Consider the following 15,500-nt stretch of genomic DNA (forward strand, 5'->3'; position numbering starts at 1 on the left):
GTGTCGTCTTGATGACGGATTCGTGACCGGCTCAGCCCTGGCGGGCCAGTGCGGTCTCGGCGCCTTGCTCGCGCACCCAGAACAGGGTCGCCCCGGCCACTGCCGCCGGCATCATGAGGATGTTGACCACCGGGATCAGCAGCACCAGGTATACGCTGCCGCCAAAGCCCAGGCTCTGCCAGCGTTTTTCCCGCAGCCAGGCGAGCATTTCGTTCCAGCCCAGCTTGTGGTTGTCCGCCGGGTAGTCGATGTACTGGATGGCCATCATCCACACGCCGAACAACAGCCACAGCGGCGCGGCCACCAGATTGAGCACCGGCACGAACGACAGCACGAACAGGCCAAGGGCACGGGGCAGGAAGTAGCCGAGCTTGCGGGCTTCCCGGGAAAGGGTTCGGGGAATCATGGCCACCAGTTCGCCCCAGCTGAAGGCCGGGAAATCATCGGTACCCCGGATCACCACTTCGACTTTTTCCGCGAGGAAGCCGTTGAAGGGGGCGGCGATGATATTGGCGAGCATGGTGAACGTGAAGAACACCATCAGCACCACCAGGACCACGAACAGCGGCCAGAGGATGTAGCTGAGAAAGCTCAGCCAGTCCGGCAGCGATGGCATCAGGGTGTCGACCCACAGGCTGAATTGATGGCCGGCCAGGTAGATCAGGCCGATGAACAGCAGCAGGTTGATGGCCAGCGGGAGCAGGACGAACAGGCGCAGGCCCGGGCTCAGGACCAGCTTGAGACCTTCTTGCAGATATTGCGGGCCCGACAGGACGGGGGCAGGCATGGGATGCTCCGAACGAAGATGAACGCGCCGACCTTACCGGCTTTGCGGCGTACGGGAAAGCGTCTACATGGCCTGTAACAGGTTTGCCGGACAGTGGCTCCTATCGAGAGGTCTACCTGGGATAGAACTCACCTATGAGCTGGATTGTTAAACCGTATTTCCTTAATCTTCGCTCCCTCGATACGCTGCACCCATTCTTTTTCAGGACCGTCGAACCAAAGCCTTCCCCAAGTGCATCAACGGTTCTTTTTTATTCCCGCCGCTTACCCGGCGTTCCGGTCCGCAGGGCCGGTCAACAGGAGCAGGTCATGTCTGAAGTCCGTCATTCTCGAGTGATTATTCTCGGTTCCGGCCCTGCCGGTTATAGCGCCGCGGTCTACGCGGCCCGTGCCAACCTCAAGCCGCTGCTGATCACCGGCATGCAGGCCGGCGGTCAATTGACCACCACCACCGAAGTCGACAACTGGCCGGGCGACGTCCATGGCCTGACCGGCCCGGCGTTGATGGAGCGCATGAAGGAACACGCCGAGCGTTTCGAGACTGAAATCGTTTTCGACCATATCAATGCCGTGGATTTCGCAGCCAAGCCCTACACCCTGACCGGCGACAGCGCGACCTATACCTGCGATGCCCTGATCATCGCCACTGGCGCGAGCGCTCGTTACCTGGGCCTGCCTTCGGAAGAAGCCTTCATGGGCAAAGGGGTTTCGGCCTGCGCCACCTGCGACGGTTTCTTCTACCGCAACAAGCCGGTGGCAGTGGTCGGTGGCGGCAATACCGCTGTAGAGGAAGCTCTCTACCTGGCCAATATCGCCAGCACGGTGACCTTGATCCACCGTCGCGAGACTTTCCGCGCCGAGAAGATCCTGATCGACAAGCTCAATGCCCGCGTCGCCGAAGGCAAGATCATCCTCAAGCTCAACGCGACCCTGGACGAAGTGCTGGGCGACAACATGGGCGTGACCGGTGCTCGCCTGAAGAACAACGACGGCAGCTTCGACGAGATCAAGGTTGACGGCGTGTTCATCGCCATCGGCCACACTCCGAACACGTCGTTGTTCGAAGGCCAGCTGGAACTCAAGGACGGCTACCTGGTGGTCAAGGGCGGCCGCGACGGCAACGCCACTGCCACCAGCGTCGAAGGTATCTTCGCGGCCGGCGACGTGGCCGACCACGTCTACCGCCAGGCCATCACCTCGGCCGGCGCCGGTTGCATGGCAGCACTGGACACCGAGCGCTACCTGGACGGCCTGCAGAACGCTTCGTTCTGATTCGTCAGACCCCCAGAAAACCGGCCTCGGCCGGTTTTTTAATGCCTGAATACCTGGCTTTGAACCCTTGTGGGACCGAGCTTGCTCGCGATGGCGGTGTACCGGCCAACATCGATGTCGGCAGATTTGACGCTGCCGCGAGCAAGCGCGCTCCCCAAGCTTCTTGTGTGCTCAGAAACACTGAGTTTCAGGCCAGCTTCGCCAGGCACGCCTCCAGAATATCCAGCCCCTCTTCCAGCACTGCCGGCTCGGTCGTCAACGGCGCCAGCAGTCGCACGATGTGTCGCGACTTGCCACTGGGCATCAGCAGCAGGCCCGATTCCCGTGCCAGGGCCAGTAGTTGCGTCAATTGTGCCGAAGCCGGGGTGCCGTCGGACTGGCTCAGCTCGATGCCGCGCATTGCGCCGACGCCGGTCAGGCGACCCAGGTAAGGGCTTAGCCCGCGGCTGCGCCAGGATTCGTAGCGGCTGACGATCGCCTCTTCCTGTTGCACGCCCCAGGCGTGCAGGTTGGCATCGGTCATTTCGTCCAGGGTCGCCAGTGCGGCGGCGCAGGCGATGGGGTTACCCGAGTAGGTACCGCCCAGGCCACCCTTGGGCAGGTTGTCCAGCAACGCTTTGCGGCCTACCACCGCACCGAGGGGCACGCCACCGGCAATACTTTTTCCCAGCAGGATCAGGTCGGGTTCGATGCCCAATCGGGAGAAGGCAAAGCGCTGGCCGGTACGCCCGAATCCGGACTGGATTTCATCGATGATCAGCACGATGCCCTTGTCGTCGCAGAACTGGCGCAGGGCCTGGGCGAAGGATACGTCCAGCGCGAGGAAGCCGGCTTCGCCCTGGACCGGTTCGACAATGAAACAGGCCACGTCGTTGACATCGATCTCGACGCTGAACAACCGCTCCATGGCCTTCAAGGCGTCGGCACAGGACACGCCGTTGTCCGGGCTGGGATAGGGCAAGTGATACACCGGCCCGGGCAGCACACCGACTTTCTGTTTGTAAGGCGCGACCTTGCCGTTGAGGTTGAGGGTCGCCAGGGTGCGACCGTGAAAGGCGCCGTCAAACGCGATCACGGCGGTACGGCCCGTGGCGCCCCGCACGATCTTCAGGGCGTTCTCCGCCGCCTCGGCGCCGCTGTTGGTGAGCATGCCGCTGATCGGGTAATCCACCGGCATGAACGCCGTCAGGCGTTCCATCAATTCGATGTAGGGAACATGGGGCGCGGCATTGAACGCGTAGTGAGTCAGCCGCGTAGCCTGTTCGCGGATCGCCTCGACAATGCGCGGATGACAATGGCCGAGGTTCAACACGCCGATACCGCCTACGAAGTCGATGTAGCGTTTGCCCTCGGTGTCCCAGACCTCGGCGTTCCTGCCGTGGCTGAGGCTGACGGGATGCACGATGGAAATCGATTGGCTGATGGTTTCGCTGCTCATGGATGACGGCCCGGACGAAGGAGAAATTTCCGTTATCTAAGCCGCGAGCAGAGGGGCCCGGCAAACGAAATAAAGTTGCCGGGTCAATCTTAAAAGTCGGGATGTGGCGAGGTGTAATTCAACTCAGGATGCGTGCAACCCTTGTGGCGAGGGGATCTCACCACACAGGTCTCACCACACAGCTAGGATCGATCAGCGCCGTTGCAGCGGCAACTCGTCGAACTTCACACCTGCCAGCCCATGAACCATCAGCGCGCGGATATTGCCGTGATCACTGCCTTCGGGCGTGGCCAGCACCGAGCGGTAATGTTCGCCGAACGCCAGCAGCGCTTCTTCGTCGCTCAATCCTTCGAGCAAGGCCAGGCCCAGGGTCTTGCACGAGCCTTCGTTCTGCCCGGCGGCGTTTTGTACGCCGCCGTTATTGAAGGCGCGGGGCTGGTAATCGTAGCCGGCGGCGATAAAGGCCAGGGTGTCGGCGAAGGCGTGCTCGCCGCTCTTGAGTTGGCTGCGAAAGGTGTTCAGGTCAGGCATCGGGTTTTCCTTTGGCGAACGCCGCTTGCTGTTCGGCGCTGGCTTCTTTCTGGTATTGGGCTTTCCATTCGGCATAGGGCATGCCGTAGACCGTTTCACGGGCCTCGTCGAGGCTCACCTCGATCTGGCGTTCATCGGCGGCGGCCTTGTACCACTTGGAGAGGCAGTTGCGGCAGAAGCCGGCAAGGTTCATCAGGTCGATGTTCTGCACGTCCTTGCGGCTGTCCAGGTGGGCAACCAGCCGACGGAAAGCGGCGGCTTCGAGTTCGAGGCGTTGTTGATCGTTCATGGTGGTCTCTGCGAGGCAGCTTCAAGGGGCGAGCTTCAAGCTGCAAGAGTGGATTTGCGGTGCTCAGGCTCGAAGCTTACAGCTTGAGGCTTGCAGCGGCTACGAAGTAGCCCGGCTTGCTGCAAGGGTAATCGACACCGACTCGGCGAATCGCAGGGCATGGGGCTTGTCCACTTCGACCTCGGCGTACTGCACCGACTCATTGGCCATGACCAGATCCAGCAGCTCCTGGGTCAGGCGTTCGAGCAGGGCAAAGCGATTGCCTTCCACGTGGGCGATGATCGCCTTGGTGATGGTGCGGTAGTTCAGCGCGTGATCGATGTCGTTGTCGCGAACCGCGTCCTGGGCCGGATACAGGATGGTCAGGTTGATCAACACATCCTGCTTGTTGAGGATCTCCTCCTCGTTGATACCGATGAAGGTGCGCAGGCGCAGGTCCTTGACCCGGATGCGCGCCATGGCTGGCTGAAGTTGTGGCATTTAGTTGCTCCGTCGAATCAATTGCAGGAACTCCTGGCGGGTGGTGCTGGACTCGCGGAAGGCGCCAAGCATCACCGAGGTATTCATGGTCGAGTTCTGTTTTTCGACGCCGCGCATCATCATGCACATGTGCTGGGCTTCGATCACCACCGCCACGCCGGCGGCCTGGGTGACCTGCTGCACCGCGTCGGCGATCTGCCGGGTGAGGTTCTCCTGGATCTGCAGGCGACGGGCGAACATGTCCACCAACCGGGCGATCTTCGACAGCCCCAGGACCTTGCCCGTAGGAATATAAGCCACATGGGCCTTGCCGATGAAGGGCAGCAGGTGATGTTCGCACAAGGAATAGAGCTCGATGTCGGCGACGATCACCATCTCATCGTTGTCCGAGGCGAACAGCGCGCCGTTGACGATCTGCTCCACGCTCTGCTCGTAGCCGTGGCAAAGGTACTGCATGGCCTTGGCGGCGCGCAGCGGGGTATCGAGCAAGCCCTCGCGCTCGGGGTTTTCCCCCAGGCCGATGAGGATTTCGCGGTAATGCTGTGGCAGGGATAACGCCATGATGAATCCTCGAAACAGGCTATTTGAGGTGCCGCCCGCCGTTGACGGTCAGGGTCGTGCCGGTGACATAGGGGTTGTCCAGCAGGTAACGCAGGCTCTGGTAGATCACTTCGCTACCGGGCTCGATGCCCAGTGCCGACTTGGCCAGGGCCTTGGCCCGGTACGCCGCGTCGTCTGCGGGGTTGAACAGTAGCAGGGCAGGGGCGATGCCGTTGACCTTGATGGCGGGTGCATATTTCGCCGCGAAGGACAGCGTCAGGCTTTCGAGGCCGGCCTTTGTGGCGCAATAGGCGACGTGCCTGCTGCTGCCCTTGCGTGTCACGTCATCGCTGATATGCACGATGTCCGCGGGGCTCGAGCGCAGCAGCAGCTGCGCGCAATGCAGGTTGATCAGATAGGGCGCGAGCATGTGTACGCCGAACATCGCGTTGAAGGCTGCCGTTTCGTCGCCGGGTGTTTCGACCAGCCATGCCGAGGCGTTGTGCACGATGGCCCGCAGCCGGTCGGTGTGCTGCTTGAGTTGCTCGATGAAGGCCAGGATCCCCGCCTCATTGGAAAAATCGGCGTATAGCACGGTCGCCCCCCGATCACGCAGCGTCTGTACGCCGGGACGTTCGGTGCGATAGGTGGCGATCACCGCGTGACCTTCGTCCAGCAGTCGCTGGGCGCAATGCAGGCCGACGCGCTGGGCTGCGCCGGTGAGCAGGATCGGAGCGTTGGCACTGGGCATGGGGCGGCTCGGTTCACGGCAGGAGCAAAACTATAACAGCGGTCGGCGACCTGTACCTACGAGCCCGTCATAAAGGGACACAACAACTGCGCATATCGATACGGTTTGTAGTTGTCATCATACGACTTAGAAGGGGTAAGATAGGATCCAATTCGCTAATGGGAATTCTTCCGAGATGAGCGTAATCACCGACGATAAGTTCGTATTCCAGGCATCAGGCGCCATGGAACGGGAAGATCTGTTTCCCATTCGCGAAGTATCCCGCCTCACCGGCGTGAACCCAGTGACGCTGCGCGCCTGGGAACGCCGCTACGGTCTGATCCAGCCCACGCGCACTGACAGCGGTCATCGCTTGTACTCCCTGGGGGATATCGAGAAGGTCCGCAGCATCCTGGCCTGGATCGAACGGGGGGTGGCGGTCAGCAAGGTGAGCAAGATCCTGGCCAGAACCGATTCGGTGAAATCGGTTTCCCCGTTGATTCCATCCAGTCGGGTCAGGAGCGACTACGCCCAATGGCAACAGCAAGTGGCCGATGCAATCGGCGACTTTGACGACATGGGGCTGGACCGCATCTATGGGCAGATATTTTCCAGCTACGCGGTGCCCATCGTATTCCAGAACATATTGATGCCACTGTGGCGGCAGCTGTTGCAGCGCCAGCAGGAGTTCGGCCAGACCAGCGAATGGCTGTTCTACGACGGTTTCCTGCGTTCGCGTGTCGCACAACGGCTCTTGCTCAAGCGTGATTCACCCTCGCGACGTCTGTTGGTCACTGCCATCGCCGGCCAATGCCGCGAACTGGAGCTATTGGTCACGGCGTTGTTCCTGTCGAAGGCGGACGTGGGCATCAGGCTGTTGACGGTGGGCCAGCCGTTCGATGAGTTGACCCTGGTGTGCCAGAAGGTGAAACCGGTGGCGCTGGTACTGATGTCCAACCATGCCCCTGGGGCTGAATTGCCCAAGCGCCTGAACAAACTGGCGATGAGCCTGGATTGCCCCTTGATGCTGGCGGGTGACGCTTCCGATTTGATGCAGGATTGCCTGGCGGGATCGTCGATCGGCTGCCTGGGCAATGAAGGGACGGTGATGAGCCAGCGCTTGCGTCAGTTGCTGGCGGGAAGCCTGGACACCTGAAGCCGGACGATCGCCTGGGCTTGTGCGAGAAATCGTGCAGACACAGGCAGGGCCTGGGCTCTGTAAGCAGCATGAGCGAGTATCAAGGCTTTTCGTGGCCTACAGATGCATCGCCGGATGGGTCAGCCGATGTTGTTGAAGGATGTACTGACGCAGGCGCTCGGTCTCGTCCTCGTCATTCTGGCTCAGATGGTAGGCATACAGGCCCCGATCGGTTTCCCGTTCGAAGGCGCCGCGCAACGAAATCCTCTCGTACCCTGACGGGCTGAACCACAAGGCGAACTGCTTGGGGGGCTTGATGCGGCTGCGGTTTTCCAGCAGCACGCCCTTGCAGGATACCTCGTGAACCCACAAAGGCCCTGGCTGGCCCTTGGCGTTCTCCAGGGCCACCGGTTCTTCGAGGGCCAAGCGCCAGGGACGCACCTTGGGCCCGTCCTCGTAGATGCTCGGTACGCCCAGGCGCAGGTGCATCGCGTGAAATTCGTCTTCCACCAGGTGCAGCGGGAACGTCATCTGCTGATTTTCGAAACTGGCTTGCAGCGTGACCTGCTCGTTCGCCGCCAGGCGCGTCAGCAGGTCACGGATCTGCGACCCGCCATTGACCAGCAGGCTCGACGTGACATCCCGCTCGTTCAATTGCGGGTTGTGCTGCATTGTCCGGATGAAATCCAGCTCATCCTGGGTCAGAAGGGCGTCGCGCTGCATGGTGTGCTCGAGATGATTTCTTACGTGTTCACTGGTGATTGTAGTGACTGACCGTTAATTCGCCGTTTTGTTTGTGCCATTCGTCGCTTCAAGACGAGCAATCGTGGCCCGGGCGTCCGCCAGTTCCTTTTCCAGCTGCGCGATGCGGTTCTGTGCCCTGACCTGGACCGTCACGTCTTTCTGCACGCCCACGAAGTACGTGTGGCCGTCAGCTGCGTTCTTAACCGTCGACAGTGACAATTCGTTCCAGAACGGCGTGCCATCCTTGCGATAGTTGCGCAGCACTTCCCGGCAGGCACCGCCCTGCTTCAACGTCTCGCGTATGTGCTCGAGCGAGGGCTGGTCGCGATCGCCCGATTGCAGGAAACGACAGTCCTGATAGAGGATCTCGTCCCGGCTATAGCCGGTCAGCCGCTCGAAGGCCGGGTTCACATAGATGAGGATGTTGTCCTCGTCGCCTTCCTTTTCGGCGATGACGATTCCGTCGTTGGAAGCGTTTATCACCAGTTGCATCAGCTGCGCATTGATCATGGACCGCTTCCTTTTCAAATCCCTGTAAATACAGCATTTTAGAAGAATCTGCAGGGCTGTCCACTGGCCATCACTGGTTGTTGGGAGCCAATCGCAAACTGGCGGCTCTGCCTGCTACTATCCCGAGTCTTTTATTCAGGTTCAGGACCAGATAGATGAAAATCGCCATCCTTTGCGGTTCGGTATACGGCACCGCCGAAGAAGTCGCCCACCATGCCGCCACCCTGCTCGGCGAGGCCGGTTTCGAAACCCTGTGCAACCCCCGGGCGACCCTGGCGGACATCCAGGCATTCGCCCCGCAAGCCTTGCTGGCCGTGACGTCCACCACCGGCATGGGAGAACTGCCGGATAACCTGATGCCCTTGTATTCGGCCATTCGCGACCAGTTGCCCGCCTTCTTTCGCGGTTTGCCAGGTGCCGTGATCGGCCTGGGAGATGCCAGCTACGGCGACACTTTCTGCGGCGGTGGCGAGCAGATGCGCGAATTGTTCGCCGAACTTGGGGTGGCCGAGGTGCTGCCTATGCTGCGCCTGGATGCCAGCGAAAGCGTCACGCCGGAAACCGATGCGCAGCCTTGGCTGGGAGAGTTGATCGAGGCCCTGCGTCGTTGATCGAGCGGGCGTCGGCGCAACGGGCGGCGTGACCCGCTCGGTCATTAAGCTGGCTGCCAAGGCAACTGGCGCCCTCGCCAGGGCTGACTAGACTCATCCTCTTGTGCACGGCGTGCCGTTGCACCTTATAACGATAAGCCAGAGGTCAGAGCCGTGAGCGTAGCGCCCATCCAATCGACACTCAGCATCAAGGACCAGGTCAGCACCGCCGAATGGCAAACCCGCGTCGATCTTGCCGCCTGTTACCGACTGGTGGCGTTGCATGGCTGGGATGACCTGATCTTCACGCATATCTCCGCCAAGATTCCCGGCACCGAGGACTTCCTGATCAACCCGTTCGGGATGATGTTCCACGAGATCACCGCGTCCAGCCTGGTCAAGGTCGATCAGGCCGGCAACAAGCTCATGGACAGCCCCTACGAGATCAATCCGGCCGGCTACACCATTCACAGCGCAGTGCACGAAGTGCGCCACGATGTAGCCTGTGTGTTGCATACCCACACCGCTGCCGGCGTCGCCGTATCGGCCCAGAAGCAAGGGGTGCTGCCCATCAGCCAGCAATCCCTGTTCGTGCTGTCGAGCCTGGCCTTTCACCCTTATGAGGGCGTTGCTCTCAATCACGAAGAGAAGGCCCGTCTGCAGGCAGACCTGGGCGACAGCAACTTCCTGTTGCTGCACAACCATGGACTGCTGACTTGCGGCGGGACCATCGCCGATACCTTCCTGATGATGTTCACCTTTCAGCGGGCCTGTGAGATCCAGGTACTGGCACAAAATGGCGGGGCCGAGCTGATTGCCATCGATGCGCCGATACTGGCCGGTGCCAAGGCGATGATCGCCGCAGTCACCAGGAGTGCCCAGGGCATGGGGGGCGCGCTGGCGTGGCCGGCGTTGCTGCGCAAGCTCGATCAACAAGACCAGGGTTATAGAAGCTGATGCCTATGGTGCAGGTTCCCCTGCGCATCTGGCGCCAGCGCGGCCAGACCTTCATGTTCCGGGGGCATGCCATCCGGTACTGGGCGGCGGGGCACGGTGAACCGTTGCTGCTGATCCACGGGTTCCCCACCGCCAGTTGGGATTGGCACTACCTGTGGCAACCCCTGGCCCAGCGCTATCGGGTGATTGCCTGCGACATGCTCGGGTTTGGTGATTCCGCCAAGCCGGTGGATCACATCTACAGCCTGCTGGAGCAGGCCGATCTGCAGCAGGCGCTGTTGGAGCACCTGAATGTCCGGCAAGCGGTGCACCTGTTGGCCCACGATTATGGGGACAGCGTGGCCCAGGAACTGATCGCTCGTCATTGCGAGGCACGTATCGACATCGCCAGTTGCGTGTTCCTCAACGGCGGCCTGTTTCCGGAGACCCATCGTCCGGTGCTGGTGCAAAGGTTGTTGCTCGGTCCTTTGGGCTGGCTGGTGGCCCGGGCCTTTTCCCGCGAGGGCCTGGCCAAGAGTTTTCGGCGGATCTTCGGGCCATGGACCGGCCCCAGCGAAAGCGAACTGGACGATTACTGGAGCCTGGTGCACAGCAACGGCGGCCCACGGATCATGCACAAACTCATCCGCTACATTCCCGAACGCCGTGTGCAGCGCGATCGCTGGGTGCACGCGATGCAGCGCGGCGAAGTGCCCATGCGGGTCATCGATGGTGGGTTCGATCCGATTTCCGGTGCGCACATGGTAGCGCGCTACGAGGCGCTGATTCCCAATGCGGATACGGTGCTGCTGCCCGACATCGGCCACTATCCGCAGGCGGAGGCACCGGTGCAGGTGCTCAAGCATTACCTGGCGTTCCGTGCGGGCATCCCTGGGCCGGTGCGGCAGGTGGTGTACTCGTGATGCCTGTTGCCTTGGGATCGGGTTGAGCCAGGCTCGGATTCGCGTCCTGTCATGCGCCAACGCATCATCCCCTCGCCTTATCGCCCACCATTCACTCTCAGCCGTGTTGATTGTGGATCATGCTCCCTGTGCCCGACACTCGGGCTTTGCAATCCATTCGGCCTGCTGGAGTTCTGCCCATGAGTGAATCTGTGCGCTTCGAAGATAAAGTGGTGATCGTCACCGGAGCTGGCGGTGGCCTGGGGCGGGCCCATGCCCTGCTGTTCGCCAGGCAAGGCGCCCGGGTAGTGGTCAACGATCTTGGTGGTTCCGCCCAGGGCGAGGGGGCCAACGCCTCGGCGGCGGATCGGGTGGTGGCTGAGATTCGCGAGGCCGGCGGTATTGCCGAGGCAAACCACGACTCGGTCACTGATGGCGACAAACTGGTACAGAATGCCCTCGACGTGTTCGGCCGGGTCGATGTGGTGGTGAACAACGCCGGTATCCTGCGGGACAAGACCTTCCACAAGATGGACGATGCCGATTGGGACCTGGTCTATCGCGTCCATGTCGAGGGCGCCTACAAAGTCACCCGTGCCGCATGGCCGCACCTGCGCGAGCAGAATTATGGCCGGGTGATCTTCACGGCCTCGACCTCGGGAATCTATGGCAATTTCGGCCAGTCCAACTACGGCATGGCCAAGCTCGGCCTGTATGGCCTGACGCGCACTTTGGCCATTGAAGGTCGCAAGAACAACATCCTGGTCAATGCCATCGCGCCTACTGGCGGCACCCGCATGACCGAAGGCCTGATGCCGCCGCAGGTGTTCGAACAGCTCAAGCCCGAACTGGTCAGCCCGCTGGTGGTGTACCTAGCCAGCGAAGCCTGCCAGGAAACTTCCGGGTTGTTCGAGGTGGGCGGCGGCTGGATGGGCAAGGTGCGCTGGGAACGCAGCCTCGGTGCCGGATTCGATCCGAACAAGGGTTTTTCCCCCGAAGACGTCGCCGCCCATTGGCAGCAGATCTGTGATTTCAAGGACGCAGTCCACCCGAACGACAACCTGGAAGCATTGAAGGAGATGATGGCGAATCTGCAACGCTACGCCGTTTGACTCGCCGCCAGACCGGTTGCCGTCGATGACGGCAACGTCGGTCACGGACAATACTTCTTCACCAGTGCCGCCAGGTTCGCGGCGGTCTCGATGTCCATCACACCGTCATACCGGGCCGGGCGAAAGTGAAGCTGGAAGGCGCGCACCAGGCGCTGGAAGCCCATACTGGTCGTGGCAGCCGAAGTGTCATAGCCATATTTCTTGAACAGCCCGAGCAATTGTTCGCGGGTAGGCAAGCCGGCGCATTCGTAGGCGTGCATGCAGGCCCTTTGGGTGGACTCATCGAACCAGGCACCGATGCCCTTGGCGTATAGCGCCTGCCAGGGGAACATCGGGCCGGGATCGCTTTTCCTGCCGGCGGCGATGTCCGAATGCCCCACCACGTTGACCGGGCTGATGTCCGGATAGCGCTGGAGCAGGTTCGAGGCCAGGTATTGGATTGCCTCGATTTGCCGGGGGTCATAAGGAGGAAAGGTGAATTGTCCCTGGTTATCCGTGGCGAGATTGACGATTTCGACGCCAATCGAAGTGTCGTTCAGGTTATTCCTGCCTCCCCAGCTGCTCACCCCTGCGTGCCAGGCGCGCTGGTTCTCGTCCACCAGGTTGAAGATCTGCGGCTCATTGAACCCAGCCTTCAGATAACTCGGGTCGTTGAAATCCGGAATCAGGTAATGAGCGCTGACCGAGGCGCCGGTCAATGTATTGACAGAGGACGAAAAGTTGGCGGCGGTATAGTGAAAGACGAGGAAACGAACCCGATTGTTATAGCCATATCTTGATCGGTAACTTGTGGAGTTGATCGCGTACATAAGAAACTCACTGATAACTGAAGAAGGTCGATGCAACAGGCTTCGACGTAAATCAGGCTAACAATGACTGTGGGTTCGGCATGTAGTGAAGGTCTTGGTTTCGTGTGGGAATTGGCGTCTGGTCTTCAGGGCGTTAGAGGTACGGCAGTTGCCGCTCTTAACTGGTGTCACGGGTAAGGTATTCAGGCTTGCTTGTGCCCTGTTTCTATTTTGCCGCTGCTTCCGGTCTACGTTGGTTTAAGAGTCCCTGGGTGTTCTTCCCATGCATATATCGGATGCCGGTATATCAGTGATATGGCGGTATGTTGAGCACTTGTCATCGTTCATTGCAATTGACGTAGTTGTACTCAATGGAAATGAAAGAAAGCAATGCGCTGGAGCAGGTGGCCGGGCTGTTGGATATTTCCGATATTGATGTAAGCGTCGAGAATTTCATCTGGGAATAAACCAAATAAAAAAGGCCGCTGCAAAAAGCAGCGGCCTGAAGATGACGTTGCAAAGGAGCTACAAATCAACGTCGCAAGCACGGGATGATGAACCGATGACGCCAGTCCATCCGAATGACGGTGCGCCAGGCGTGAGGGATGCCGTGGCGGCTGCTGGCAGGCCCGTTACCCTGCAAGCCCGGCCAGCATAAGGATCGACCGCGTCGGGAAACAGCCCGGATCCGGACATGCACTGTTGCAGTGCGCGCAACAGTGTCATGGCCGCGATGGATATGCGTGGCGTTGATGATGGGTCATCCAGTCCATCCATGCGTCGTGCAAAGGCCCGTCTCGCAAAGGCTGTAATCCTTTCGAGCGACAGCGCGAATACCTCCTTGGTGCGCTTATCGCCCGCTCCGGGCGGCAGTAGGGTGAAGTCTCTGTCACTCACCGGGGAAGACGCATGACAACAATAACAATGCGCGCCATCTTCAAGCCGCAGGCGCTGGCCGTCGCGGTGGCCTTGGGTTGCTGTGCCCAGGCGCAGGCCGTTTCATTCAACATTGGCGAGATCGAAGGCCAGTTCGACTCCTCGCTGTCCGTTGGCGCGAGCTGGGGCATGCGCGACGCCGACAGGGATCTGGTGGGGACGGTCAACGGTGGCCGGGGGCAATCTTCCACCGGTGACGATGGGCGCTTGAACTTCAAGAAAGGCGAGACCTTTTCGAAGATCTTCAAAGGACTGCACGACCTCGAACTCAAGTACGGCGACACCGGTGTGTTCGTGCGTGGCAAGTACTGGTATGACTTCGAGCTCAAGGATGAGGGCCGCGAGTTCAAGGACATCAGCGACAGCAATCGCAAGGAAGGCGCCAAGTCCTCAGGGGCACAGATTCTCGATGCCTTCGTCTATCACAACTATTCCATCGCCGATCTGCCGGGCACTGTGCGCGCCGGCAAGCAGGTGGTCAGTTGGGGGGAAAGCACCTTCATCGGCAACTCCATCAACAGCATCAACCCGGTGGACGTGTCCGCCTTCCGTCGCCCCGGTGCGGAAATCAAGGAAGGCCTGATTCCGGTGAACATGCTGTTCGCCTCCCAGGGCCTGACCGACAAGCTCACCATCGAAGGTTTCTACCAGTTGGAGTGGGATCAGACCGTGGTGGATAACTGCGGCACGTTCTTCGGCAACGACGTGGTGGCCGATGGTTGCACCAGTGGCTACACCGTGGGCAGTCCGGCGATTGCGCCGTTCGTGCCCCTGACCCAGGCATTCGGCCAGGAGATCCAGGTGTCCAGCGAAGGGGTGATCATTCCCCGTGGCGGCGACCGCGACGCCCGCGACTCCGGCCAGTGGGGCACGGCGTTGCGCTGGCTTGGCGATGATACCGAGTACGGCCTGTACTTCATGAATTACCACAGCCGTACGCCTACCGTCGGGACCACCACGGCGGGGCTTTCGACGCTGGCGGCGTTGCCGGGAATGGTCGCGATCGCCAACGGCCTGGTCCCTGGCAGCGGTGCGGGCCTTGCGCAAAGCGTGATGCTGGGCCGTGGTGGGTACTACCTTGAATACCCGGAAGATATCCGCCTGTACGGCGCCAGTTTCTCCACGACGTTACCCACCGGCACCGCCTGGACCGGCGAGATCAGCTACCGTCCCAACGCACCGGTGCAGGTCAATACCAACGACCTGACCCTGGCCCTGGTCAACCCGATTGCCGGTGGCGCGGCATCGCCCATCGCGACCGCGCCGGGTGCCGACAACACCGGCTACCGGCGCAAGGAAATCACCCAGATCCAGAGCACCATGACGCACTTCTTCGACCAGGTGCTGGGGGCCGATCGGCTGACCCTGGTGGGCGAGGCGGCGGTGGTGCATGTCGGGGGGCTGGAGTCCAAGGACCAGCTGCGTTATGGCCGCGACTCGGTCTACGGCCAGTACGGCTTCAACGGTGACACCGACGGTTTCGTCACCTCGACCTCATGGGGCTACCGCGCGCGGGCCATTCTCGACTATTCCAACGTCGTCGCCGGCGTCAACTTCAAACCCAACCTGTCCTGGTCTCACGACGTGTCAGGCTACGGCCCCAACGGCCTGTTCAACGAGGGCGCGAAGGCTGTCAGCGTTGGCGTCGACGCCGACTACCGCAACACCTACACCGCCAGCCTGAGCTACACCGACTTTTTCGGCGGCGACTACAACGTCCTCGAAGACCGCGACTTCCTCGCCCTGAGCTTCGGCGTGAACTTCTGATCTGGCTGACA

17 protein-coding genes are annotated in these 15,500 nt (G+C 60.8%); 7 read left to right on the forward strand and 10 right to left on the reverse strand.

Translation table 11 applies throughout. From position 1 onward, the window contains the following. Positions 1–31 precede the first annotated feature (31 nt). On the reverse strand, positions 32–787 hold the full coding sequence (gene cysZ / locus AC1M7R_RS15750; protein ID WP_072388329.1) for a sulfate transporter CysZ: 756 nt from the start codon (positions 785–787) through the stop codon (positions 32–34). 308 nt (positions 788–1,095) lie between these two features. Here cysZ and trxB point away from each other — a divergent pair, with 308 nt between their 5' ends. Next, the gene (gene trxB, locus AC1M7R_RS15755) at positions 1,096–2,058 is read left to right on the forward strand and encodes a thioredoxin-disulfide reductase (protein ID WP_003205459.1); all 963 of its coding nucleotides are present in this window, start codon (positions 1,096–1,098) and stop codon (positions 2,056–2,058) included. 187 nt (positions 2,059–2,245) lie between these two features. Here the strand turns inward: trxB and AC1M7R_RS15760 are convergent, their stop codons facing one another. The 6 genes from AC1M7R_RS15760 to folM all read right to left on the reverse strand — a co-directional run bounded on the left by AC1M7R_RS15760 (position 2,246) and on the right by folM (position 6,087). Next, positions 2,246–3,496, reverse strand: coding sequence for a 2-aminoadipate transaminase (locus tag AC1M7R_RS15760; RefSeq protein ID WP_072430774.1), 1,251 nt, complete (start codon positions 3,494–3,496; stop codon positions 2,246–2,248). 192 nt (positions 3,497–3,688) lie between these two features. Continuing rightward, positions 3,689–4,027, reverse strand: a complete 339-nt coding sequence (locus AC1M7R_RS15765) for a HopJ type III effector protein (RefSeq protein WP_072388324.1) — start codon at positions 4,025–4,027, stop codon at positions 3,689–3,691. Next, positions 4,020–4,316: a DUF1244 domain-containing protein gene (locus AC1M7R_RS15770; protein WP_072388322.1), complete on the reverse strand. Its 297-nt coding sequence runs from the start codon at positions 4,314–4,316 to the stop codon at positions 4,020–4,022. Before AC1M7R_RS15770 ends, AC1M7R_RS15765 begins: the two co-directional genes overlap by 8 nt. Before the next feature lie 99 nt (positions 4,317–4,415). Continuing rightward, positions 4,416–4,796 (reverse strand): dihydroneopterin triphosphate 2'-epimerase, encoded by a 381-nt coding sequence (gene folX / locus AC1M7R_RS15775; RefSeq protein ID WP_072388320.1) that lies wholly within the window; start codon positions 4,794–4,796, stop codon positions 4,416–4,418. Next, the gene (gene folE / locus AC1M7R_RS15780) at positions 4,797–5,357 is read right to left on the reverse strand and encodes a GTP cyclohydrolase I FolE (protein ID WP_072388318.1); all 561 of its coding nucleotides are present in this window, start codon (positions 5,355–5,357) and stop codon (positions 4,797–4,799) included. A 19-nt stretch (positions 5,358–5,376) separates the two neighbouring features. Next, positions 5,377–6,087 carry a dihydromonapterin reductase gene (gene folM, locus AC1M7R_RS15785; RefSeq protein WP_271901512.1) on the reverse strand — a complete coding sequence of 237 codons (711 nt, stop codon included), beginning with the start codon at positions 6,085–6,087 and terminating at the stop codon, positions 5,377–5,379. 175 nt (positions 6,088–6,262) lie between these two features. Here folM and AC1M7R_RS15790 point away from each other — a divergent pair, with 175 nt between their 5' ends. After that, positions 6,263–7,222, forward strand: a complete 960-nt coding sequence (locus AC1M7R_RS15790) for a MerR family transcriptional regulator (RefSeq protein WP_072388314.1) — start codon at positions 6,263–6,265, stop codon at positions 7,220–7,222. A gap of 99 nt (positions 7,223–7,321) precedes the next feature. Here the strand turns inward: AC1M7R_RS15790 and AC1M7R_RS15795 are convergent, their stop codons facing one another. Both AC1M7R_RS15795 and AC1M7R_RS15800 read right to left on the reverse strand, forming a co-directional pair. After that, complete coding sequence (locus tag AC1M7R_RS15795) at positions 7,322–7,927, reverse strand: hypothetical protein (protein ID WP_072430776.1); 606 nt, start codon at positions 7,925–7,927, stop codon at positions 7,322–7,324. 54 nt (positions 7,928–7,981) lie between these two features. After that, positions 7,982–8,458, reverse strand: a complete 477-nt coding sequence (locus AC1M7R_RS15800) for a PAS domain-containing protein (protein ID WP_072388310.1) — start codon at positions 8,456–8,458, stop codon at positions 7,982–7,984. A gap of 155 nt (positions 8,459–8,613) precedes the next feature. On the opposite strand from AC1M7R_RS15800, the gene AC1M7R_RS15805 reads away from it, so the two are divergent. The 4 genes from AC1M7R_RS15805 to AC1M7R_RS15820 all read left to right on the forward strand — a co-directional run bounded on the left by AC1M7R_RS15805 (position 8,614) and on the right by AC1M7R_RS15820 (position 11,998). Next, positions 8,614–9,069, forward strand: coding sequence for a flavodoxin (locus AC1M7R_RS15805; RefSeq protein ID WP_072388308.1), 456 nt, complete (start codon positions 8,614–8,616; stop codon positions 9,067–9,069). Positions 9,070–9,222: 153 nt separating this feature from the next. Further along, complete coding sequence (locus tag AC1M7R_RS15810; protein WP_490609740.1) at positions 9,223–10,005, forward strand: class II aldolase/adducin family protein; 783 nt, start codon at positions 9,223–9,225, stop codon at positions 10,003–10,005. After that, positions 10,005–10,907, forward strand: a complete 903-nt coding sequence (locus AC1M7R_RS15815; RefSeq protein ID WP_072388303.1) for an alpha/beta fold hydrolase — start codon at positions 10,005–10,007, stop codon at positions 10,905–10,907. The genes AC1M7R_RS15810 and AC1M7R_RS15815 overlap by 1 nt, the downstream gene beginning before the upstream one ends. Positions 10,908–11,086: 179 nt before the next feature. Continuing rightward, on the forward strand, positions 11,087–11,998 hold the full coding sequence (locus AC1M7R_RS15820) for an SDR family oxidoreductase (RefSeq protein ID WP_072388301.1): 912 nt from the start codon (positions 11,087–11,089) through the stop codon (positions 11,996–11,998). A 41-nt stretch (positions 11,999–12,039) separates the two neighbouring features. Here AC1M7R_RS15820 and AC1M7R_RS15825 read toward each other — a convergent pair whose 3' ends face one another. Then, positions 12,040–12,807, reverse strand: coding sequence for an N-acetylmuramoyl-L-alanine amidase (locus AC1M7R_RS15825; protein WP_072388299.1), 768 nt, complete (start codon positions 12,805–12,807; stop codon positions 12,040–12,042). An 888-nt stretch (positions 12,808–13,695) separates the two neighbouring features. Between AC1M7R_RS15825 and AC1M7R_RS15830 the strand changes: the two genes are divergently transcribed. Next, on the forward strand, positions 13,696–15,489 hold the full coding sequence (locus tag AC1M7R_RS15830) for a DUF1302 domain-containing protein (RefSeq protein WP_072388297.1): 1,794 nt from the start codon (positions 13,696–13,698) through the stop codon (positions 15,487–15,489). The last annotated feature ends 11 nt before the right edge of the window (positions 15,490–15,500 follow it).

It is taken from the genome of Pseudomonas sp. MS01C9, from assembly GCF_058202755.1.